The 22,263-nt window shown below is 66.0% G+C and carries 17 protein-coding genes; 15 read left to right on the plus strand and 2 right to left on the minus strand.

The genetic code is table 11. From position 1 onward, the window contains the following. Nucleotides 1-14 precede the first annotated feature (14 nt). Nucleotides 15-911 (minus strand): methylisocitrate lyase, encoded by an 897-nt coding sequence (gene prpB / locus AC1IN8_RS14145; protein WP_265436790.1) that lies wholly within the window; start codon nucleotides 909-911, stop codon nucleotides 15-17. 382 nt (nucleotides 912-1,293) lie between these two features. Between prpB and AC1IN8_RS14150 the strand changes: the two genes are divergently transcribed. The 12 genes from AC1IN8_RS14150 to AC1IN8_RS14205 all read left to right on the plus strand — a co-directional run bounded on the left by AC1IN8_RS14150 (nucleotide 1,294) and on the right by AC1IN8_RS14205 (nucleotide 16,804). Further along, nucleotides 1,294-2,274, plus strand: coding sequence for a quinone oxidoreductase family protein (locus tag AC1IN8_RS14150; protein ID WP_265436789.1), 981 nt, complete (start codon nucleotides 1,294-1,296; stop codon nucleotides 2,272-2,274). Between the two features lie 73 nt (nucleotides 2,275-2,347). Then, nucleotides 2,348-3,196, plus strand: coding sequence for a TauD/TfdA dioxygenase family protein (locus tag AC1IN8_RS14155; protein ID WP_479759276.1), 849 nt, complete (start codon nucleotides 2,348-2,350; stop codon nucleotides 3,194-3,196). Between the two features lie 81 nt (nucleotides 3,197-3,277). Further along, nucleotides 3,278-4,330, plus strand: a complete 1,053-nt coding sequence (locus tag AC1IN8_RS14160) for a beta-keto acid cleavage family enzyme (protein ID WP_319916039.1) — start codon at nucleotides 3,278-3,280, stop codon at nucleotides 4,328-4,330. A 190-nt stretch (nucleotides 4,331-4,520) separates the two neighbouring features. Further along, nucleotides 4,521-5,846 carry an MFS transporter gene (locus AC1IN8_RS14165; protein ID WP_479759278.1) on the plus strand — a complete coding sequence of 442 codons (1,326 nt, stop codon included), beginning with the start codon at nucleotides 4,521-4,523 and terminating at the stop codon, nucleotides 5,844-5,846. Next, nucleotides 5,843-6,826: a DsbA family protein gene (locus AC1IN8_RS14170; RefSeq protein WP_479759280.1), complete on the plus strand. Its 984-nt coding sequence runs from the start codon at nucleotides 5,843-5,845 to the stop codon at nucleotides 6,824-6,826. The genes AC1IN8_RS14165 and AC1IN8_RS14170 overlap by 4 nt, the downstream gene beginning before the upstream one ends. Beyond that, entirely contained in the window at nucleotides 6,814-7,845 is a 1,032-nt protein-coding gene (locus AC1IN8_RS14175; RefSeq protein ID WP_479759282.1) for a YeiH family protein, read from the plus strand. Before AC1IN8_RS14170 ends, AC1IN8_RS14175 begins: the two co-directional genes overlap by 13 nt. An 88-nt stretch (nucleotides 7,846-7,933) precedes the next feature. Further along, complete coding sequence (locus tag AC1IN8_RS14180; protein ID WP_479759284.1) at nucleotides 7,934-8,635, plus strand: CoA transferase subunit A; 702 nt, start codon at nucleotides 7,934-7,936, stop codon at nucleotides 8,633-8,635. Nucleotide 8,636: 1 nt separating this feature from the next. Continuing rightward, the gene (locus AC1IN8_RS14185) at nucleotides 8,637-9,266 is read left to right on the plus strand and encodes a CoA transferase subunit B (RefSeq protein ID WP_479759285.1); all 630 of its coding nucleotides are present in this window, start codon (nucleotides 8,637-8,639) and stop codon (nucleotides 9,264-9,266) included. Between the two features lie 452 nt (nucleotides 9,267-9,718). Continuing rightward, entirely contained in the window at nucleotides 9,719-11,644 is a 1,926-nt protein-coding gene (locus AC1IN8_RS14190) for a DUF1302 domain-containing protein (RefSeq protein WP_479759287.1), read from the plus strand. Nucleotides 11,645-11,672: 28 nt separating this feature from the next. Further along, nucleotides 11,673-13,031, plus strand: coding sequence for a DUF1329 domain-containing protein (locus AC1IN8_RS14195; protein WP_479759289.1), 1,359 nt, complete (start codon nucleotides 11,673-11,675; stop codon nucleotides 13,029-13,031). A gap of 86 nt (nucleotides 13,032-13,117) precedes the next feature. Further along, a complete protein-coding gene (locus AC1IN8_RS14200; RefSeq protein WP_479759290.1) occupies nucleotides 13,118-14,233 on the plus strand; it encodes a WD40/YVTN/BNR-like repeat-containing protein in 1,116 nt (371 codons plus the stop codon). Nucleotides 14,234-14,293: 60 nt separating this feature from the next. Continuing rightward, nucleotides 14,294-16,804 carry an efflux RND transporter permease subunit gene (locus tag AC1IN8_RS14205; RefSeq protein ID WP_479759291.1) on the plus strand — a complete coding sequence of 837 codons (2,511 nt, stop codon included), beginning with the start codon at nucleotides 14,294-14,296 and terminating at the stop codon, nucleotides 16,802-16,804. Nucleotides 16,805-16,880: 76 nt separating this feature from the next. Here AC1IN8_RS14205 and AC1IN8_RS14210 read toward each other — a convergent pair whose 3' ends face one another. Further along, on the minus strand, nucleotides 16,881-17,933 hold the full coding sequence (locus AC1IN8_RS14210; RefSeq protein ID WP_479759293.1) for an AraC family transcriptional regulator: 1,053 nt from the start codon (nucleotides 17,931-17,933) through the stop codon (nucleotides 16,881-16,883). A gap of 316 nt (nucleotides 17,934-18,249) precedes the next feature. On the opposite strand from AC1IN8_RS14210, the gene AC1IN8_RS14215 reads away from it, so the two are divergent. From AC1IN8_RS14215 to AC1IN8_RS14225, 3 genes are all read left to right on the plus strand, one after another. Continuing rightward, entirely contained in the window at nucleotides 18,250-18,834 is a 585-nt protein-coding gene (locus AC1IN8_RS14215) for an RBBP9/YdeN family alpha/beta hydrolase (protein WP_479759295.1), read from the plus strand. 60 nt (nucleotides 18,835-18,894) lie between these two features. Then, nucleotides 18,895-20,553 (plus strand): fatty acid--CoA ligase, encoded by a 1,659-nt coding sequence (locus tag AC1IN8_RS14220; RefSeq protein ID WP_479759296.1) that lies wholly within the window; start codon nucleotides 18,895-18,897, stop codon nucleotides 20,551-20,553. Nucleotides 20,554-20,674: 121 nt separating this feature from the next. Then, on the plus strand, nucleotides 20,675-22,228 hold the full coding sequence (locus AC1IN8_RS14225) for a methyl-accepting chemotaxis protein (RefSeq protein WP_202046001.1): 1,554 nt from the start codon (nucleotides 20,675-20,677) through the stop codon (nucleotides 22,226-22,228). The last annotated feature ends 35 nt before the right edge of the window (nucleotides 22,229-22,263 follow it).

Consider the following 22,263-nt stretch of genomic DNA (forward strand, 5'->3'; position numbering starts at 1 on the left):
GGCCGGTCGGCGTGTTATTCCTTGGTAGACAGGTCCTTGGTGAACAGCCTGTCCAGGGTCTGCTCGTAGTGGTGGTAGCCGAGGAAGTCGTAGAGGGACTCCCGGGTCTGCATGGTGTCGACCACGGCGCGCTGGTGGCCATCGCGGCGAAGCTGCTGATAGACGTTGAGGGCGGCCTGGTTGGCGGCGCGGGCGGCGCTCAGGGGGTAGAGCACCATGTCGACGCCGTGGGCAGCGAGGGCCTCCTTGTCAAACAGCTCGGTCTTGCCGAATTCGGTCATGTTGGCGAGGATCGGCACCCCGGCCGCCTGCTTGAAGCGATCGTATTGTTCCAGCTCGGTGACCGCCTCGGCGAAGATCATGTCGGCGCCTGCCTCCACATAGGCGGCGGCGCGCTCCAGGGCCGAGCCCAGCCCCTCCACCGCCAGGGCGTCGGTGCGGGCCATGATGACGAAGCTCTCGTCCTGGCGGGCATCCACCGCCGCCTTGATCCTGTCCACCATCTCGGCGATGGAGACCACGGCCTTGTTCGGCCTGTGGCCGCAGCGTTTCTGGGCCACCTGATCTTCCATATGGACGGCGGCCACCCCGCCGCGCTCGAAGGCGCGAATGGTGCGGGCGATGTTGAAGGCGCCGCCCCAGCCGGTGTCGATGTCCACCAGGAGCGGCACCTGAGTCGCGGCGGTGATGCGCTCTGCGTCGATCAGCACGTCATTCATGGAGGTCATGCCGAGATCCGGCAGGCCGAAGGAGGCGTTCGCCACCCCGGCGCCGGAGAGGTAGAGGGCCTTGAAGCCGCTGCGTTCGGCCATCAGCGCCATGTAGGCGTTGATGGTGCCGACGATCTGCAGGGGCTTCTCGTTGGCCAGGGCAGTGCGAAAACGCGTCCCGGCCGAGGATAGGTTGGACATAGTGACTCCTTTCATGGGGTGCTTGTCTGCTGTGGATGCTGGCTGTGAATACCCTCATCTCACACTACGTTTACGTCAACGTCAATTATGCTAAGGTCCAAGGCCCGTCGATGGGCGGGCACCAGCGGCTTCTCTTCTGATAACCACTTTTTATTCAATCAGATAGCGCTTCCTTTCCCAGGTGCGCCTGGCCAGTGCCATGGCGCCGCCGTGGTGGATCAGGGCCGATTCTGTCGTCTTCCACGAGGGGGGGCAACGGATTCGAAGGGGGGTGTCATGAGATGAAAAGTGGCTGTCGCCCGATGCAAAGCGGGCGTTCATGTAAATCCCTAGATTCACTCTGGACGATGTTTTCACCCATGAATGAATCTGGAGAACAGCCATGGCCAACGCCATTCGCTTTTATGAAACCGGGGGCCCCGAGGTCCTGCGCTACGAACACGTGGCGGTGGGCGAGCCCGGGCCTGGCCAGGTGCGCCTGCGCCATGAAGCGGTCGGCCTCAACTATGCCGACACCTATTTTCGCAACGGTACCTACCCCATCCCCATGCCCAATGGCCTGGGTGTCGAGGCGGCCGGGGTGGTGGAGGCGGTGGGCGAGGGGGTGACCAATGTCGACGTCGGCGATCGCGTCACCTACACCGGCTTTATCAACACCCTCGGCGCTTACTCGACGATGCGGCTGATCCCGGCCGCCCCCCTCATCAGGCTGCCGGACAGCATCAGCTGCGAGACCGCCGCCGCCATGACAATGCGGGGCCTGACCTCCGCCTACCTGATGCGCCGCATCCACGACTTCAAGCCAGGTGACAGCATCTTGCTGCACGCGGCCGCGGGGGGCGTCGGCCTCATCGTCGCCCAGTGGGCCAAGCTGCTGGGGCTGACGGTGATAGGCACCGTCTCCAGCGGCGCCAAGGCCGAGCTGGCCCGTGCCCACGGCTGCGACTTCACCATCGACTACAGCCGTGAAGACGTGGCCACCCGGGTGCGCGCCCTGACCGGGGGCGCCGGGGTCGACGTGGTGTTTGACAGCGTCGGCAAGAGCACCTTCATGGGCTCGCTCGATTCTCTTAAACGCCGCGGCCTCATGGTCTGCGTCGGCACCGCCTCCGGCCCCATCGACGGTTTCAACCCCCAGCTGCTGGCCATGAAGGGCTCCCTCTATCTGACCCGGCCGGCGCTCGCCGACTACATCGCCGATCCCGCCGAGAAGGAGGCCCTGGCCGGGGAGCTGTTCGATCACGTGGCCAGCGGCCGGATCAAGATAGAGATCAACCAGCGTTACGAGCTGCAGGATGCGGCGGCGGCCCACCGGGATCTGGAGGCGCGCCAGACCACGGGCTCCTCCGTCTTCATCATCTAGGCCAAGGATCCCAGGCCAGCCCGCACTCAAGGGCGGTGCCTGCAGCACTGACTTGTCATTCAGGGAGAGAGACATGCGTGTAGAACAACTGACCTGCCACATCGGCGCCGAACTGAGCGGCGTCAACCTGGCGGACGCCGTTCACGATGAGGGGCTGTTCGCCGAGATCCGTGCCCTCCTGCTCAGGCACAGGGTGCTGTTCTTGCGCCGGCAGGAGATAAGCCGCGCCGATCACGTGGCCTTCGCCCGCCGCTTCGGCGAGCTGGAGGATCACCCGGTGGCGGGCAGCGATCCGGACAACCCCGGTCTGGTGCGCATCTACAAGTCCCCGGAGCTACCCAATGATCGCTACGAGAACGCCTGGCACACCGACGCCACCTGGCGCGCCCAACCGCCCATGGGGTGCGTGCTGCGCTGCGTGGAGTGTCCGCCCGTGGGGGGGGACACCCTCTGGGCCAACATGGTGGTGGCCTACGAGCAGCTGCCGGAGGAGATCAAGGGGAAGATCGCCGGCCTGCGCGCCCGTCACAGCATAGAGGCGAGCTTCGGGGCGGCCATGCCAATAGAGAAGCGGCTCGCCCTCAAGGCCCAGTTCCCGGACGCCGAGCACCCCGTGGTGCGCACCCACCCGGAGACGGACGAGAAGATCCTGTTCGTCAACGCCTTTGCGACCCACTTCACCAACTACCACACCCAGGCCCATGTGCGCGTCGGCCAGGACTACAGCATGGGGGGCAGCGATCTGCTGCGCTACCTCATCAGCCAGGCCTATATCCCCGAGTATCAGGTGCGCTGGCGCTGGCAGCCGGGCAGCATCGCCATCTGGGACAACCGCAGCACCCAGCACTACGCCGCCATGGACTACCCCCCCAGCCATCGCAAGATGGAGCGGGCCGGGATCATGGGGGATACCCCCTTCTGATCAAGCCCCGGGCCCCGGGCCCGGAGGATGTCACCACCCCAGGCGCTTCATGGAAGGCCAGCCAATTTAAGGAATGAACAGATGCAATTTTTTGACGATTCCCTGCACCCGGAAAACATGGAAAAGGTGGTCATCACGGTGGCCCCCTATGGCCCTGAGTGGGCCCCTGGCGACTTCCCGGAAGACATCCCGGTGACCATGGAGGAGCAAGTCCAGAAGGCGGTCGACTGCTTTGATGCTGGCGCCACCGTGCTGCACCTGCACGTGCGCGAGCTGGACGGCACCGGCTCCAAGCGGCTGTCCAAGTTCAACGAGCTGATCGCCGGGGTGCGCAAGGCGGTGCCGGACATGATCATCCAGGTGGGGGGCTCCATCTCCTTCGCGCCGGAAGGGGAGGGCGAGGCGGCCAAGTGGCTCTCCGACGACACCCGCCACATGCTGGCGGAGCTGACCCCGAAACCGGATCAGGTCACGGTGGCCATCAACACCACCCAGATGAACATCATGGAGCTGCTCTACCCGGAGTACCTGGCAGGCACCTCCCTGGCGAACCCCGCCTACCAGGCGGCCTACAGCGAGATGACGGTGCCGGCCGGCCCGGCCTGGGTGGCCGAGCACTTGAAGCGCCTGATGGCGAGCGGCATCCAGCCCCACTTCCAGCTGACCGGCATGCACGCCCTGGAGACCCTGGAGCGGCTGGTGCGCAAGGGCATCTACATGGGCCCGCTCAACCTCACCTGGATCGGCATCGGCGGCGGTTTTGATGGCCCCAACCCGTTCAACTTCATGAACTTCGTCCACCGTGCGCCGGACGGAGCCTGCGTCACCGCCGAGTCGCTGCTCAAAAACGTGCTGCCCTTCAACATGATGGCCATGGCCATGGGGTTGCACCCCCGCTGCGGCATAGAGGACACCATCATAGGCCAGCACGGCCAGCGCATGAGCTCGGTGGAGCAGATCCGCCAGTGCGTGCGGGTCGCCCACGAGCTGGGCCGCGAGGTGGCGAGCGGCAAGGAGGCGCGCGCCATCTACCGCATCGGCGTGCAGTACGACAGCGTGGAGGAGACGCTGCTGGCCAACGGCATGGCGCCGAACCGGACCCAGGGCCAGAAAGGGGTGCCACAGCGGTCCTGAGCCAGATGGGTCGCCGCAACGCGGGCGGGGCGGCGACCCCCCGACTCTGTTTGCCAAACGGCCTTGCGCCTTGCACTATGCAGCACGCAGGGTAACTGAGTGATGAGTCAATATTCTCTGGCCGGTGGCCTCTGCCGCCGGTCCGTTGACCGAAAAACCGAACCCAATTTGCAGTAGCGCGAGGGATTGTATGGCTACGTATCATATCGATGACGACCCAGAGGCCGGCAAGGTTGCCGTGCCCCGTCGTTATGCCTGGATAGTGTTTGCGCTGACCTTCGGTCTGCTCATCTCCGATTACATGTCGCGTCAGGTGCTCAACGCCGTCTTCCCCATGCTCAAGGGGGAGTGGGCGCTCTCCGACACCCAGCTTGGCCTGCTCAGCGGCATAGTGGCGCTGATGGTCGGCCTGCTGACCTTTCCCCTCTCCCTGCTCGCCGACCGTTTCGGCCGGGTCAAGAGCCTGGCCATGATGGCCGCGCTCTGGAGCCTGGCGACCCTGGGCTGCGCCCTGGCCCAGAACTACGAGCAGATGTTCATCGCCCGCTTCCTGGTGGGGGTGGGGGAGGCCGCCTACGGCAGCGTCGGCATCGCCGTGGTGGTCTCGGTGTTCCCGCGGGAGATGCGGGCCACCCTCTCCGGCGCCTTCATCTCCGGCGGCATGTTCGGCTCAGTGCTCGGCATGGCCACCGGGGGCGTGCTGGCGCATTTCCTCGGCTGGCGCTGGGCCTTCGCCGGCATGGCCCTGTTCGGCCTGGTGCTGGCGGCCATCTATCCCCTCATCGTCAAGGAGGCGCGGATCTCCCAGACCGGCCGGGCGGCACGGGGAAACACAGAGGCGGGCCGCAATCCCCTGCGCAGCCTCTACTCCAGCCGCTCGGTGATCTCGGCCTATGTGGGCAGCGGCCTGCAGCTGTTCGTCGGCGGCACCGTCATCGTCTGGATGCCGAGCTATTTCAACCGCTACTACGGACTGGACACGGACAAGGCGGGGCTCATGGCCGCCATCATAGTGCTGTGCAGCGGGGCCGGCATGATCCTCTGCGGCATGCTGAGCGATCGGCTCTGCCGCAACCGGCCGGATCGCAAGATAAGCCTCGCCATCGCCTACTGCCTCGGGAGCTGTCTGCTGCTCTCCCTGGCGTTTGCCCTGCCGGCCGGGTTGCCTCAGCTGCTGCTGATCGGGCTGGGGATGTTCATCGCCACCGGCACCTCGGGCCCCGCCGGTGCCATGGTGGCCAACCTCACCCACGCCAGCGTGCACGGCACGGCGTTCGCCACCCTGACCCTTGCCAACAACCTGCTCGGGCTGGCCCCGGGCCCCTTCATCACCGGCAAGGTCTCCGACCACATCGGCCTGGACAACGCCTTCCAGCTGGTGCCCCTCATCAGCATCGCGGCGGCCGCCGTCTTCTTCTACGGCAAGCGCCACTACCACAAGGACGTGGCCCGGCTCGAAGGGGATGCCGGTCGCCGGGTCATCACGGGCCCCCAGGGCACGGAGGTGAGGGCATGAGGCTCAGCATCGAGGTCTATATGGATTTCATCTGCCCCTGGTGCCTCATCGGCAAACGCCAGCTGGCGCAGGCCCTGACCCAGCTGCGGGCAGAGCGGCCCGAGGTGCGGGTCGATGTGCACTGGCGCGGGGTGCAACTGCTGCCCGCGCTGCCGGTGCAGGGGGAGGATTTTCACGACTTCTACCTGCGACGTCTTGGCAGCGAACAGGCCATGGGCCTGCGTCAGGCCCAGGTGCGACAGGCGGCGGCCGGCGTCGGCGTTGCGCTGGACTTTGGCAAGATCCCCCGCATGCCGAACACGGCCGATGCCCACCGCCTGTGGCAACGGGCCTGCCAGCTGGGCTCGCCGGCGCAGCTGGACGAGTTGCTGGAGCGGCTGTTCGCCTGCCACTTCCTGCACGGCGGGGATCTGGGGGATGGCGCTACCTTGCTGGGGCTGGCCGAGGCGGCGGGCTTTGGGCCCGCCGATCTGGTGAGCAGCCTGCAGGGGGATGGCACCCCCTTCCACTGCGATCGGCCCGGGGCGGCCCAGCAGGGGGTGCCCAGCTTCGTGTTGGGGGAGGGGCTGACTCTCAGCGGGGCCCAGCCGGTGGCGCAGCTGCTGGCCAGCCTGCGCCAGGCCCTGGATGCGGCAACCGGGGCGCCGGCGGCGCGGATCTTGGTGCCGGCCGAGCGGGTGCCTGAACCGGGCAAGCGGATCCTCATCGAAGCCCAGGGCAAGAGCCTGGTGCTGTTCAACGTCGATGGCCGCTTCCACGCCATCGACGACGGCTGTCCCCACCAGGGGGCCTCATTGTGCGGCGGTCGGCTGGAGGGGGAGGTGATCCAGTGCCTGGCCCACGGCCTGCGGTTCAACCTGAACACCGGCTATCTGCTCAACTCCACCCAGCTCAAGGTCGGCCGCTACCCGGTCGAGCAGGCGGGTGATCAGCTCCATATCGTCATCCCACAAGAGGAAGCCGTCTCATGCACGCGCTGAACCCCACCAAGACCGCCAGCGCCCGCTTCTCACGGGTGCGCGAACTGGCCCCCGGCATGGCGGTCAGCATCACGGTGGCGGCCGCCGCCACCTTCCTCTCCGAGCACTACGGCGCCCCCGTGCTGCTGTTCGCCCTGCTGCTCGGCATGGGGCTGAACTTCCTCAGCGCCGAGGGGAGCTGCAAGGCGGGCATCGAATTCACCGCGCGCAGCGTGCTGCGGATCGGGGTCGCCCTGCTCGGCATGCGCATCACCCTGGGCCAGATCGCCGAGCTGGGCTGGATGCCGGTGCTGCTGGTGGTCACCCTGGTGGTGGTCACCATCAGCCTCTCCGTGGTGGCGGCCAGGGCGATGGGGTTCCAGCGCCTGTTCGGCATGCTGACCGGCGGGGCGACCGCCATCTGCGGCGCCTCTGCCGCCCTGGCCCTGGCCGCCTCCCTGCCCAATCACCCCCAGAAGGAGCGGGCCACCCTGTTCACCGTGATCGGGGTCTCGGTGCTCTCGACCCTGGCGATGATCCTCTACCCCATGATCGCCCGCTTCTTCGAGCTGACGCCGGTGGAGGCGGGGGTCTTCCTCGGCGCCACCATTCACGACGTCGCCCAGGTGGTGGGGGCCGGCTACAGCATGTCCACCGAGACCGGGGACTTGGCCACCGTGGTCAAGCTGATGCGGGTCGCCATGCTGCTGCCGGTGATCGTCGTGGCCGCCATGATCACCCGCAGGCAGGGGGCGGATGGCCCCTTGGGCAAGCGTCCGCCCCTGCTGCCCCTGTTTGCCGTCGGCTTCCTGGTGCTGGCCTGCATCAACAGCACAGGCTGGGTGCCCGTGCCGTTGCAGGAGGGGGTCAACGGCCTGTCACGCTGGTGCCTGGTCATCGCCATCGCCGCCATCGGCATGAAGACCCAGCTCAAAGAGCTGGCTGCGGTCGGCATCAGGCCCATCCTGCTGATGGTGGGGGAGACCGCCTTCCTGGTCGCCCTGGTGCTGACCCTGATGCATTGGGGCATCAAGCCTTAGGGAGGCCATCCATGCCGAGTCAACAAACAGCCATACAACGAACGCGCCCCCGTGGCCAACGGACTAGCCAGAGAGCAGAGAGGTCTTTATGAACAAGGTTTATCCCAGCGCCCAGGCCGCCCTGAGCGGTCTGGTGCAGGACGACATCACCATCGCCTCGGGGGGCTTCGGCCTGTGCGGCATCCCCGAGCAGCTGATCGAGGCGCTGAAGGAGAGCGGCAAGGGCGGCTTCACCATCATCAGCAACAACTGCGGGGTGGATGAGTTCGGCCTGGGGCCGCTGCTCCACAGCCGCCAGATAAAGAAGATGATCTCCTCCTACGTGGGGGGCAACAAGGAGTTCGAGCGCCAGTACCTCGCGGGGGAACTTGAGCTTGAGTTCACCCCCCAGGGGACGCTCGCGGAGAAGCTCAGAGCCGGCGGCGCCGGCATCCCGGCCTTCTTCACCCGCACCGGCTACGGGACGCTCATCGCCGAGGGCAAGGAGACCCGCCAGTTCGACGGCGAGTGGTATGTGATGGAGCACGCCCTGACGGCGGACCTGGCCCTCATCAAGGGGGCCAGGGCCGACAAGGCGGGCAACCTGATGTTCAACAAGACGGCGCGCAACTTCAACCCGCTCTGTGCCAAGGCGGGACGGGTCTGCGTGGCCGAGGTGGAGGAGATAGTCGAGGTGGGGGAGCTGGCCCCCGACGACATTCACCTGCCCGGCATCTATGTGCAGCGGCTGGTGCTGAACCCCCATCCCGAGAAACGCATCGAAGTGCGCACTGTCATGGAGAAACACTGAGATGGCCTGGACCCGTGAAGAGATGGCGCAGCGCGCCGCAAGGGAGCTGGAGGACGGCTTCTACGTCAACCTGGGGATCGGCCTGCCGACCCTGGTGGCCAATTACATCCCGGACGGCATGGAGGTGTGGCTGCAGAGCGAGAACGGCCTGCTCGGCATAGGCCCCTTCCCGAGCGAGGCCGAGCTCGAGCCCGATCTCATCAACGCCGGCAAGCAGACCATCACCACATTGCCCGGCAGCAGCTTCTTCGACAGCGCCGAGAGTTTTGCCATGATCCGCGGCGGCCACATCAACCTGGCCCTGCTCGGGGCCATGCAGGTCTCCGAGCGCGGGGATCTCGCAAACTGGATGATCCCGGGCAAGATGGTCAAGGGCATGGGGGGCGCCATGGATCTGGTGGCCGGGGTCAAGCGGGTGGTGGTGCTGATGGAGCACTGCGCCAAGAACGGGGAGCACAAGATACTGGAGTGGTGCTCCCTGCCGCTGACCGGGGTCGGCGTGGTGGATCGCATCATCAGCGATCTCGCCGTGCTGGATGTGACCCCCACCGGCCTTCGCCTGGTGGAGCTGGCCCCCGGCATCGAGTTCGAGGCGCTGCAGGCCGCCACCGGCTGCGCCATCGCGAGCTGATCGTCTGGCTGTCGGCGGGGAGGGGGCCTGGGCCTCTCCCCGCCGTTTTTATGTCTGACACCCTGCTTCCCCTTCGCCGACAAGCGTCCCCCACGCATGCTGCCCATCCCGCCAGACAGGTGAACAGGCCCGGATCCGGGGCTGTCTGACACCGCTTTTGGCGCCCTTTGCCATCCTCCTCCTGCGCTGTCATCAAATGAAAAGTGGCTGACGTTCAATGGCAAGCGTGGCCCGGGAGGGAGGCCTTACAGTCGGCACACAAGAGAGAAAGAGCGGGCTCATCAGAGCGAGCGACACCCCGGGGCCGATGCAAAAACAGAGCTGCATCCTCGAACGCCAAACAAGGCGGTGCGCCATCAGCCAGGTCATCTCCCTTGCATCAAAGCCAACGGAAACGGCGACTGAACAGATAACAACAACGACATCAGATGACGACACTCGGAGAGACTGTAATGGATTACATGCACACGAGTCATGGTGGCGGGGCCCTGCGCCTGCGCCTGCTGGCGGCGGCCATCGCGGCCGCCCTCATGCCCACCGTTCAGGCGGTCGAGGTCGATACCGGGAGCGAAGAGTGGTCCGTTCGCTTCGACAACACCGGCAAGTTCAACTACGGCATGCGCACCGAGAGTGCCGACGAGCGGATGCTCGCCACCCCGAACAACAACGACGGGGACTACAACTTCAAGGATGCCGGGGACACCGTCACCACCCGCCTGGATCTGCTGACCGAGCTGGACGTGGTGAACAAGGGCAACACCGGCTTTCGCATCAGCGCCGCCAGCTGGTATGACTACGCCTACCGCGACGTCGGCGCCGACGAGAACCCCTTCATCAACGGCAACAGCGCCAGCTCCGGCATCGTCGGGCTGCCCCCGGTGGCGGGCAACCGTCACCTGAGCGACTATGCGGATCGCTACTACCATGGCCCCTCCGGCGAGCTGCTCGACGCCTTCGTGTTCCACAACATGGAGCTGGGCGACGAGTCCCTGCTCGGGGTCAAGATAGGGCAGCACAACATCTTCTGGGGAGAAACCCTGCTGAGCCCGGTGCACGCCCTCAGCTATGGCCAGTCGGGCCTGGATCTCGCGAAGCTCGCGGCCTCCCCTGGGACGGAAGCGAAAGAGCTGTTCGTGCCCCGCAACCAGATCTCCGCCTCCTTCACCCTGAACCCGGAGTGGACCTTCGCCGCCCAGTACTTCCTGGACTGGAACGCCGCCCGCCTGCCGGAGGCCGGCACCTATTACGGCAGCTCGGATCTGGTGGGCTTCGGTGCCCAGTCGTTCCTGCTGGGCCACACAGGCGGGCCGGGCCTGGCCGGACCGAGCGGCACCCTCAGCAACATTCGCCGGGGCGCCGACATCGAGCCGGGCAAGCACGGCGACTGGGGCATCATGGCCAAGTGGTCCCCCGAGGCACTGGATGCGACCCTGGGGGCCTTCTACCGCCGCACCGCCGACATCCTGCCCCAGGCGGTGCTCGATGCCCGTGGCATGACCATTCGCGGGGCGGCGCCCCTGCCGGCCGGGGCCGTACCGAACCTGCGCCAGTCCATCGCCAACACCAGCTACGCCCTGGCCTATGGCGACGAGATCGACATCTTTGGCCTCAGCCTCTCCAAGGACGTGGCCGGGGTCAGCGTCGGCAGCGATCTCAACTATCGCCAGCACATGCCCCTCTCCAGCATCCCGGCCCTGCTCAGTGCCACCGGGCCCGGGGGACTGGCCAACGGCTTCGGGATCCCGGCCCCCGTGCTCGGCCCCCGTCATCCGGACACCGGGGTGATCACCGATGGCTCCGATGGCTACAGCGCCACCGGCGATACCCTGCACTGGACCCTCAACGGCCTGATGACCTTCGCCGACACGGCGCTATTCGACGGCGCCGCCCTGCTCGGGGAGATCTACTACAGCAACCTGCTGAGCCTGGATGACCACAACAAGGCGCTCTACAAGGGGGAGGAGAGCTATCAGGGCATCGACAAGCCCACCCGGGACAACTGGGGGCTGGCGGTCAACTTCACCCCGACCTGGTATCAGGTCTTGCCGGGGGTCGACATGACCATGCCGCTCTCGGTGAACTGGGGGCTGGCGGGCATCTCTCCGGTCCAGGCGGGCGGGGCGAAAGACACCGGCAGCTACGCGGTGGGGCTCGGCGCCACCCTCTACAACCAGTACTTCGTCGATCTGAAATACGTGGACTCCTTTGGCAAGTCTGCCGAGTGCAATGACGGTGCCGAGGACGGTGCCACCCCCAATGCCCTCGATGGGGCCCAGCGCAACACCTGTTATGCCGGTGGTTACGCCTCCTTCTCCGGTGGCGGTGCCACCACGGAAGACAGAGGCGCCATCTACCTGACCCTGAAGACCACTTACTGAGTCAATCGACCGAGTCGGAGAACGAGATATGACATTCAACAAGACCATGCTGGCCGCCTCCCTCACCCTGGCCCTCGCGGGCCAGGCACTGGCCGCCGTCTCCAGCAGCGAAGCCGCACAGCTCGGCACCAGCCTGACCCAGGTGGGCGCCGAGGCGGCCGCCAACGCCGATGGCAGTATCCCCGCCTACAGCGGGGGCCTGACAACCCCGCCGGCCGGCTTCAAGGCCGGTGACAGCATTCGCCCGGATCCCTATGCGGGCGAGCAGCCGCTCCTGGTCATCACCGGCAAGAACGCGGCCCAATACCAGGGGGCGCTGACCGCCACCACGGCGGAGCTGCTCAAGCGCTTCCCGGACTTCAGGGTGGACCTCTACCCGACTCACCGCAGCGTGGCGCTGCCCAAGGCGGTGCTGGACAACACCAGGCAGAACGCGCTGAACGCCATCACCCTGGCGGGGGGCATGGCGGTGGACAAGGTGCTGCCGGGCATTCCCTTCCCTATCCCCAAGAGCGGAGCCGAGGCGATGTGGAACTTTCTGCTGCGCTACCAGGGGGTGAACATCGCCACCAAGTACGACTCCTGGAACGTGGACGCCGCCGGGGTGGCGGCCCTCTCCACCACGGGACAGGCCTTCATCAACTACGCCATCTACGAGGACATGAACAAGCCGGTCTCGGCCAGGGACACCTACTACCAGATGAAGCTCCATTACACCGGCCCGGCCCGCCGTGCCGGCGAGGCCATCATGCTGCGCGACGCCGCCAACCCCCTGGAGCAGCCGCGCAAGGCCTGGCAGTACCTGCCTGGCCAGCGCCGGGTCAAGCTGGCACCGAACCTGGCCTACGACACCCCGAACCCGGGCACCTCGGGGGCGGGCACCTATGACGACGTCTTCGTCTTCAACGGGGCGCTGGACCGCTTCGACTGGAAGCTGGTGGGCAAGCAGGAAATGATAGTCCCCTACAACACCTATCGGCTGACCTATCAGCCCGATGCCAGGGCGCTGACCACCCCCAACTTCCTGTCACCGGATCACGTGCGCTGGGAGAAGCACAGGGTCTGGGTGGTGGAGGGCAACCTCAAGGCCGGTGAGCGGCACATCTACGCCAAGCGCCGCTTTTACCTGGACGAAGACAGCTGGGTGGCGCTGGCCTCCGATCAGTACGACGCCCGTGGTCAGCTCTATCGCGGCTCCTTTGCCTTCCTGAGCCAGAGCTACGACAAGGAGACCCCGGACGCCACCCCCTTCATGATCTATGACCTGGTGGCGGGCAGCTACAACATCAACGGCGTGGTGGGCCCCCATGGCGGCATCAAGTACGGCGATTCGCTGTCCAAGGCGAAGTGGTCGCCGGAGTCCCTGGCCGGGGTGGGGATCCGCTGATCCTGACGGGAGCCAGGTTCGCCGCAGGCGAGCCCGGCTCCCGCTTTTCGCGCCGGGGTGCCCGGCGCATCTGGAGACAAGGACGTATGGGTTCATTCAACAAGTTGGCGCCCTGGCTGTGCTGCGCCCTGCTGCTGCCGGGACTCGCGCAGGGGGCGGAGACGATGGCAGGGCAGCGCGGGGAGATGCAGGCCGCGCAGGGGGCCGAATACAGGGACGTGCTGGATCTGCCGGCCAGGGCGAGCGCCCTGGCCCGATACAGCCCCCTGCTGGATCTGGCCCGAGCCGGGTCGCGGCTGGTGGCGGTGGGGCAGCGGGGTCACATCCTCTACTCGGACGACGAGGGGCGGCGCTGGCAGCAGGCCAGGGTGCCGGTGAGCTCGGATCTGAATGCCGTCACCTTCCCCACTCCCGAGCAGGGCTGGGCCGTGGGGGGGGACGGGGTGGTGCTGCACAGCCAGGATGGCGGTGCCAGCTGGCAGAAACAGCTGGATGGTCGCCAGATAGGGAAGCTGGTCCTGCGCCATTACTCGGCCCTGGCCCGTGCCGAGCCAGGCAACGAGTCCTGGCCGCAATGGGTGGCGGAGGGGCAGCGGCTGGTGGAGGAGGGGGCCGACAAACCGCTGCTCGACGTCTGGTTTGAGGACGACAAAGTCGGCTACGTGGTCGGGGTCTTCAACCTGATACTGCGCACCCAGGATGGCGGCCTGCACTGGACGCCCATGCAGGATCGCACCGACAACCCGGACGGGCTCCACCTCAATGCCATCGCCGCCGCCGGTGACGCCCTCTATCTGGTGGGCGAGCAGGGGCTGCTGCGCAAATGGGAAGCGCAGAGGCAGCGCTTCGTCTCACTGCCCAGCCCCTATGACGGCAGCTTCTTCGGCCTGATCGGCCGCTCGGATGAGGTGATCGTCTATGGCCTGCGGGGCCATGCCTATCGCAGCACGGATGGGGGCGAAAACTGGACCCGGCTCGTGAGCCCGCTGCCCATCAGCATCAGCGCCGCGATGCAGGGGGCCGATGGCCAGTTCCGCCTGTTCACCCAGGCCGGCCATATGCTGCGGCAACGGGGCAACGAGCCATTGACCCTGGCCCCCCTGGCCGAGCCATCGCCGGTGGCGGGCGCCGCCCTGACCGCCGATGGCGCCCTGGTGCTGGTGGGCAGCCGCGGGGTGCGCACCCTGGCGGCGGTCAAATAAGCTGTCTCAACGCAGGCCGTCACCGGATGACGGCCCAATAACGATAACGAGGATCCAGACATGGGCCATGTGAAGCAAGATTCGATGCCGGTGATCCGCGAGCTGAGCGCGTTCGACAGGCACTCAGGCAACCTGCTGGAGCGGCTGGTGTTCAACCACAGAGCGCTCTTCATGCTGGTGATGACGCTGGCGACCCTGGTGCTTGGCTACATGGGCGCGACCCGCCTGGCGCTGGCGCCCAGCTTCGAGAAGATGATCCCCCAGAGCCAGCCCTACATCAAAAACTTCCTGGAGAACCGGGACTCCCTGCGCGGCCTCGGCAACTCGGTGCGGGTGGTGGTGGAGAATACCCGGGGGGACATCTTCGACCCCGACTACTTAAGCGTCCTCAAGCGGGTCAATGACCAGCTGTTCCTGACCGAAGGGGTGGACAGGGCCTGGATGAAGTCCCTCTGGAGCCCGGCGGTGCGCTGGACCGAGGTGACCGAGGAGGGCTTCCAGGGCGGGCCCGTGATGCCGGATGCCTATCAGGGCTCGGCCTCTGACATCGAGCAGCTGCGCCAGAACATCAACAGAGCCGGCATCGTCGGCAGCCTGGTGGCGAGCGACTTCAAGTCCAGCATGCTGATAGTGCCCCTGCTGGACAAGGCCTCTGTCACCGGCAAGCCCCTCGATTATCATGACTTCTCCCGGCGCATCGAGCAGTTGCGCAGCCAGATTGAATTTGACGGCAAGCCCCACCAGGCGGGGGAGGAGGGGATCGGCCAGTACAGGATCCGGGTGATCGGCTTTGCCAAGCTGGTCGGGGATCTCATCGACGGCCTCATCCAGGTGATCCTCTTCTTCGCCCTGGCAGTGGCGACCTCCCTGGTCATCATCTTCCTCTACACCCGCTGCGTGCGCAGCACCCTGCTGGTGGTGGGCTGCTCCCTGATCGCCGTGGTGTGGCAGCTCGGCATCATCGCCTGGCTGGGGTACGCCATCGACCCCTACTCAGTGCTGGTGCCCTTCCTCATCTTCGCCATCGGTGTCTCCCACGCGGCCCAGAAGATGAACGGCATCATGCAGGACATCGCCCGTGGCACGCACCGCCAGATAGCGGCGCGCTATACCTTCCGCCGCCTCTTCCTCGCCGGGGTCACGGCGCTGCTGGCCGATGCGGTGGGCTTCGCCGTGCTGATGCTGATCGACATCCCCGTCATCCAGGATCTCGCCATCACCGCCAGCATAGGGGTGGCGGTGCTCATCTTTACCTCTTTGCTGCTGATGCCGGTGGCCCTCTCCTATGTGGGGGTGGGCCGCAAGGCGGCCGAGCGGGCGCTCAGGATAGACACCCATGCCGCCGCCAACCAGGGCTTCGGCAGACTCTGGGCACTGCTGGACTGCTGCACCGAGCGCAAGTGGGCCACAGTGGTGGTGATCCTCGGCCTGGGGATGGGCATAGGCGGCTACCTGGTGAGCCTGCACCTCAAGATTGGCGATCTGGACAGCGGCGCCCCCGAGCTGCGTGCCGATTCGCGCTACAACAGGGACAACGCCTACATCACCGGCCACTACGCCCTCTCGAGCGATCTCTTTGCGGTGATGATCAAGACGGCGCCGGAGGGATGCCTCGACTACCGGACCCTGATCCTGGCGGATCGCCTGGGGTGGGAGCTGCAACAGCATCCCGGCGTGCAGGCCACCAGCTCTCTGGTCAATGCGGTGCGCCAGATCACCGCCGGCACCTATGAGGGCAACCCCAAGCTCGCCAGCATCCAGCGCAACCAGAACGTGCTGAACTATGCCGCCCAGCAGGCCTCGGTCAACAGCCCGGAGCTGTTCAACACCGACTGCTCCCTGATGCCGGTGATCGCCTACTTGAAGGATCACAAGGCCGAGACCCTGAGCGGCGTGGTGGCCATCGCCGAGCGGTTTGCCCGGGAGAACGGCACGGCGGATCGCCAGTTCCTGCTGGCGGCGGGCAGTGCCGGCATAGAGGCGGCCACCAACCTGGTGGTGCACGAGGCCAACCGCACCATGCTGCTCTACGTCTACCTGGCGGTGACCCTGTTCTGCCTCATCACCTTCCGCAGCTGGCGGGCGACCCTGGTGGCGCTGGTGCCCCTGATGCTCACCTCTGTGCTGTGCGAGGCGCTGATGGTAGCCATGGGCATAGGCGTCAAGGTGGCGACCCTGCCGGTGATTGCGCTCGGGGTCGGCATAGGGGTGGACTACGCCCTCTACCTGCTGAGCGTGCAGCTGCACCATCAGCGCCAGGGCATGTCGCTGGTGGACGCCTATCGCCAGGCCGTGGCCTTCACCGGCCGGGTGGTGGGGCTGGTGGGCATCACCCTGGCCGCCGGCGTGGTGGCCTGGGTCTGGTCCCCCATCAAGTTCCAGGCCGACATGGGCATACTGCTCACCTTCATGTTCCTGTGGAACATGCTGGGGGCCCTGATAGGGGTGCCGGCGCTCTCCTGCTTCCTGCTGTCCGGGACCAAGGCGGTGCCTGCCCCGGTGTGGCAGGAGGGGGATGCCAGGGAGGGGACCAAGCCCTGCCGGACCCCGGTGGGGGCCGACGTCAGCTAGCAATAGCCGTGACACAGGAAAAAGAGAAGGGAGGCACTATGCCTCCCTTCTCTCGTCTGGCGAATGGCGCCGGCCCTCAGCCGTAGGCGAGGCCGGCGGGGGCGGGCTGGGCCACCTTGGGCACTCCCTTGTGGCGGGAGCGCCAGGTGGCCGGCGGCATGCCGAACTGGGCGCTGAACCAGCGGGTGAAGGAGCTTGGCATGGAGTAGCCCAGCATGTCGGCGATGTGGCCCAGCGAATAGCCGGAGTTTTGCAGGTAGCGCATCACCAGATCCCGGCGAACGTCGTTGACCAGCTCGCTGAAGGTGGCGCCGCTCTCCTCCAGATGGCGCTGCAGGGTGCGCACGTTCATCCCCAGGGTGCGGGCTATCTGCTCTATGGTGGCGCGCCCCATGGGCAGCAGCAGGTAGATGGCCTTGCGCACGTCCGTCATCAGGGATTGCTGGGTCTCCACCAGCAGGGTGTCGAGGTACTGGCGGGCATGACGGGCCATGGCCTGGTTGGCCAGGGGGTTCGGAATGTCCAGATCGGCGGCCTGGCAGACGATGCCGTTGAACTCGCTGCCAAACTCCAGCTTGCAGCCGAACAGCCGCTTGTGGATGGAGAGATCCGCCGGTGCATCATGGGTGAAGTTGACGCTGATGGGATGCCAGTTGGCGCCGACCCCGACCTGGGCCGCACAGAAGCGATACATGACGCCGACCGCGAGCTCGGTGGCCTGGCGCGACGGCATGGGGGCGTCGGTGATGATCTCCTCGCGAATGATCACCGCCTTGCCCGCCTCCTCGATGAAGATGGCCAGGGCATTATTGAACAGGTGTATGTACTGCACTATGACCTGCAAGGCCTCGCGCAGGTTGGGCTGATAGCTCAGCAGCAGGCTGACCTCGCCAAAGTCCGACAGCTGGCGATGCTCCGCCATGCGCAGACCCAGGCTCTGGCAGTTCCCGGTGCGGGCGGACAGCTCGAGCAGGGTGACGATGGTGGAGACGGGGATGCGCTGATTGGGCACATCCAGAATGGAGGCGCTGAGGCCGGCCTGCGACAGCAGGTTGGGGGTATTGAGGCCCAGCTGGCGGGCGACATCGAGATAGTTGGTGAGGGTGGCGGCTCTGGCAAGGAGGGTCATGATGCAATTCCCATGGCGACAGCTCATCTGCTGGTTGCTTGTTGTTAACTGTTTTTTATCATTTCGCTTACAAGCTGGAAAGTGCTTATTAACTGATCTATTAGTCGCAGGTGCCATCTGATGACCCTGCGTGCCAGCCCAATTCATGGCCTTTCGAGCCCGGTTCTATGCAGCCCGGTGGCGCTTACACCATCAGGCTCCTGTCATATAAAGACAACTCCATGGCATCCAAGGTAAAGCAGTCGGGGGGCTGGCACCTTACTGTGGTCCTGATGTCGTCCGGCCGTCGCCGGAGCGCCTGAACAGGGGAAGAGAGATGAAGACATTTCAGCCCGAGGCCACAGTACTGATGGTGCCCGGCCTGCGTGACCACGTGGCGGATCACTGGCAGACCCTGCTCGCCGAGCGGCTTGAGAAGGTGGTGACAGTGCCGCCGTTGACCTCGGACAAGCTGAGCTGCCAGGCCAGGGTCGAGGCCATAGCGCAGGCGCTGGCGCGCATCCAGGGCCCGGTGATCCTGGTGGCCCACAGCGCCGGGGTGCTGATGCTGGCTCACTGGGTGGCGCAGCAGGGCGAAGCCCTGCATCGTCACCCCATCTGGGGCGCCCTGCTGGTGACGCCGCCGGATCTGGACGCCAGCTGGCCATCCCATTACCCGAGCCCGCAAGCCATGCAGGCCGGAGGCTGGCACCCGCTGCCCCGCATGAAGATGCCGTTCCCGAGCCTGGTGGTGATGAGCCAAAACGATCCTCTGGCGAGCCCGGCGGCGGTGCGTGCCCTGGCCCAGGACTGGGGGAGCGAGCTGGTGGATGCCGGGGCCGTGGGACACCTCAACCCGGCGAGCGGATTTGGCCCCTGGCCCCATGCCGAGGCCTTGCTGCGGCGTCTCGACGCCCGCTAACCCAGATGGCGAGGGGAGACAGGCTCCCCTGCGCCCAGACACGAATCGGAAGGAGTCCGTATGGTGAAGACAAGGATCATACCGCCAGCCCAGGGAGCCCATGCTTATCCCTTGCTGATCAAGAGCCTGCTGTTATCCGGGGTGCGTCAGCACCCGGACCGGGAGATAGTCTATGCAGATCGACTGCGCTATGACTATCGCACCCTCAACCAGCGCATCCACCGCCTCGCCAACCTGCTGACGGCCTCGGGCATAGGGCCGGGGGACACGGTCGCCCTGCTGGACTGGGACAGCCACCGCTCCCTCGAATGCTTCTTCGCCGTGCCCATGATAGGCGCCGTGCTGCACACGGTGAACGTGCGCCTCTCGCCGGAGCAGATCGCCTTCACCATGCACCACGCCGAGGATCATCTGGTGCTGGTTCATGACGACTTCCTGCCCATGATGGAGAGCATCCAGGAGAGGCTGCCCACGGTGCGCGGTTATATCCGGCTGACCGATGGGGAGCTGCCGTCCACCGCACTGCCGCTGCTCGGGGAGTACGAGACGCTCTTGGCCGGGGCGCAGAGTCAGTTCGATTTCCCCGACTTTGACGAGCATTCGGTGGCGACCCTGTTCTACACCACGGGCACCACTGGGGATCCCAAGGGGGTCTATTTCAGCCACCGCCAGCTGGTGCTGCATACCCTCAACGAACTGGGCACCCTGGCGGCCCATGCGGGCCAGTCGCTGCTCTGCTCAGACGATGTCTACATGCCCATCACCCCCATGTTCCACGTCCATGCCTGGGGCGTCCCCTATGTGGCGACCATGCTGGGGGTGAAGCAGGTCTATCCGGGGCGCTACGAGCCGGACAAGCTGGTGCGGCTCTACCGCGACGAGGGGGTGAGCTTCTCCCACTGCGTGCCGACCATCTTGCAGATGATCCTCGACTGCGAGGAGGCAGCAAAGACCTCCCTTGCGGGCTGGAAGATGCTGCTGGGGGGAAGTGCGCTGCCGCTCGGGCTGGCGACCCAGGCTCACCGACAGGGGATACTGGTGCACGCCGGTTACGGCATGTCGGAGACCTGCCCGCTGTTGTGCGTGGTGCATCTCGCTCCCGAGGAGCTGGCGCTGCCCATGGCCCAGCAACTGCCGCTGCGGATCCGCACCGGCAAGCCCATCGGCCTGGTGGACTTGCGCATCATCGACGAGCAGGGCCGGGCGCTGGCCCACGATGGCCAGACCATGGGGGAGATAGTGGTGCGTGCTCCCTGGCTGGCCCAGGGCTACCTGAAAGAGCCGGGCAAGGGGGCCGAGCTCTGGGAGGGGGGCTGGCTGCACACGGGGGACATGGCCTCCATCACCCCGGACGGCACTGTGGAGATCAGGGATCGCATCAAGGATGTGATCAAGACAGGGGGCGAGTGGATAAGCTCGCTGGCGCTGGAGAGCCTCATCAGCGCCCACGCCGCCGTTCATGCGGTGGCCGTGATCGGGGTGCCGGACGAGCAGTGGGGGGAGCGGCCTCTGGCCCTGGTGGTCGGCAAGGAGGGGTCGCATCTGGATGCACAGGCCATCAAGGCCCACCTGCAGGGGTTCGTCGACAGCGGTCGCATCAATCGCTGGGCCATTCCGCGCCAGATCCACATAGTGCAGGAGATCCCCAGGACCAGTGTCGGCAAGGTGAACAAGAAGCTGATCCGGGAACGTGAATGCCGTCCGGCGGCGGAAAACTGAGGGCGCCATCATGGATCCAGAGGAGGGTCTCTCAGTCATCCCCACTGCCTGAGGGGCCGCGTTGGCCTGGCTGCCATGGCTTGACTACGCTAACTGAGTTATCAAACAAGAGGCGTGCGCCATGAACAGAACCCAGATTCATCTCGTTGATGAAGAGGTGGATTTTCCGTCCAGTGAACAGTTGGTCTCCACCACGGATCTTCAGGGGGTCATTACTTATGCCAATGACCACTTCTGCCGGGTGGCGGGATACAGCAGGGCAGAGATGATAGGCCAGCACCACAACATGGTGCGCCATCCTGACATGCCCAAGGCGGCCTTCGCCGATCTCTGGGGCAAGCTGAAGCAGGGCAAGCCCTGGCGCGGCATGGTGAAGAACCGCTGCAAGGATGGTCGCTACTACTGGGTGGATGCCTATGTCACCCCCATCTTCGAGCAGGGACGGATAAGCGGCTACCAGTCGGTGCGCAGCCGCGCCGAGCCTGGGATGAAGGCCGTCGCCGCCCGCACCTACGCCAGGCTGAAGGCGGTGGAGCGGGGGGAGCGAAAGGGGGGCCTGCCTCTGCGCCCCGTGCGCCACGGGGTGGCCATCGCCGGGCTGCTGCTGATGCTGGCGGCGGGCGCCTATCTGACGGGGCCCCTGGGGGCCCTGTTCATGCTGCTGCCGCTCTTGTGGCTCGGTCTCCTCTATCGCCATACCCTCATCACCACCCCCCGTTACCTGAGCCAGCTGGCCGAGGAGTATGACAGCCTGACCCGGCTCATCTACTCGGGGGATGAACCCAGTGCCATCGCCGACTTCCACATCAAGCTGCTGCAGGCCAGGATCCGCACCGTGCTCGGGCGGGTGGACGACGCCACCCTCTCCCTGCAGGATCTGGCGGTCCATCTCAAGACCGCCTCCAGCGAGGCGAGCGCCGACATCGCCGAGCAGGACATCCAGACCCAGCAGGTGGCGACCGCCATCACAGAGATGGCGGCGACGGCACACGAGATAGCCCGCAACATCCAGGAGACGGACAACCAGATTGCCCAGGCCAAGGTGCATTGCCAGCATACCGACCAGCAGCTGGAGGATACCCAGCACAGGGTCACCGAGCTGGCCACCCAGGCCGAGCACGCCTTCACGGCGGCGGTGGCGCTGGCGGAGGAGTCGGACCGCATCGGGATCCTGATGAGCGAGATCCAGGGAATCGCGGATCAGACCAATCTGCTGGCCCTCAACGCCGCCATAGAGGCGGCCCGGGCGGGAGAGCAGGGGCGCGGCTTCGCCGTGGTGGCGGACGAGGTGCGCACCCTCTCAACCCGGACCCACAAGGCGACCGAGCAGATCCAGGGCAGCATAGGGCAGATCCAGCGCACCCTGAATGGCTGGAAGGGGATGATGCAGCAGAACCTGGAGCAGACCCAGTCCTGCGTGACCCTGACCCGGCAGGGTTCACAGAGCCTGCACCAGGTGCTGGCCGAGATAGAGCGGGTGGTGGATCTGTCGACCCAGATCTCGGCGGCGGCGGAGGAGCAGCAGGCGGTGGTGGAGGACATCAGCCGAAACGTCAACGTCATCTCCCAGCACTCCCACGCCAACAGCAACAAGATGCACGACATGGATGCCTCGAGCGACATCCTGCTCACCAAGGCGCGCCAGCTCAAGTCCCTGGGGCAGACCTTCGGCTGACGGCTGCCTCGAGCAAACACAGGATGACAAAAGGC

It is taken from the genome of Aeromonas sp. 130281 (assembly GCF_056642115.1).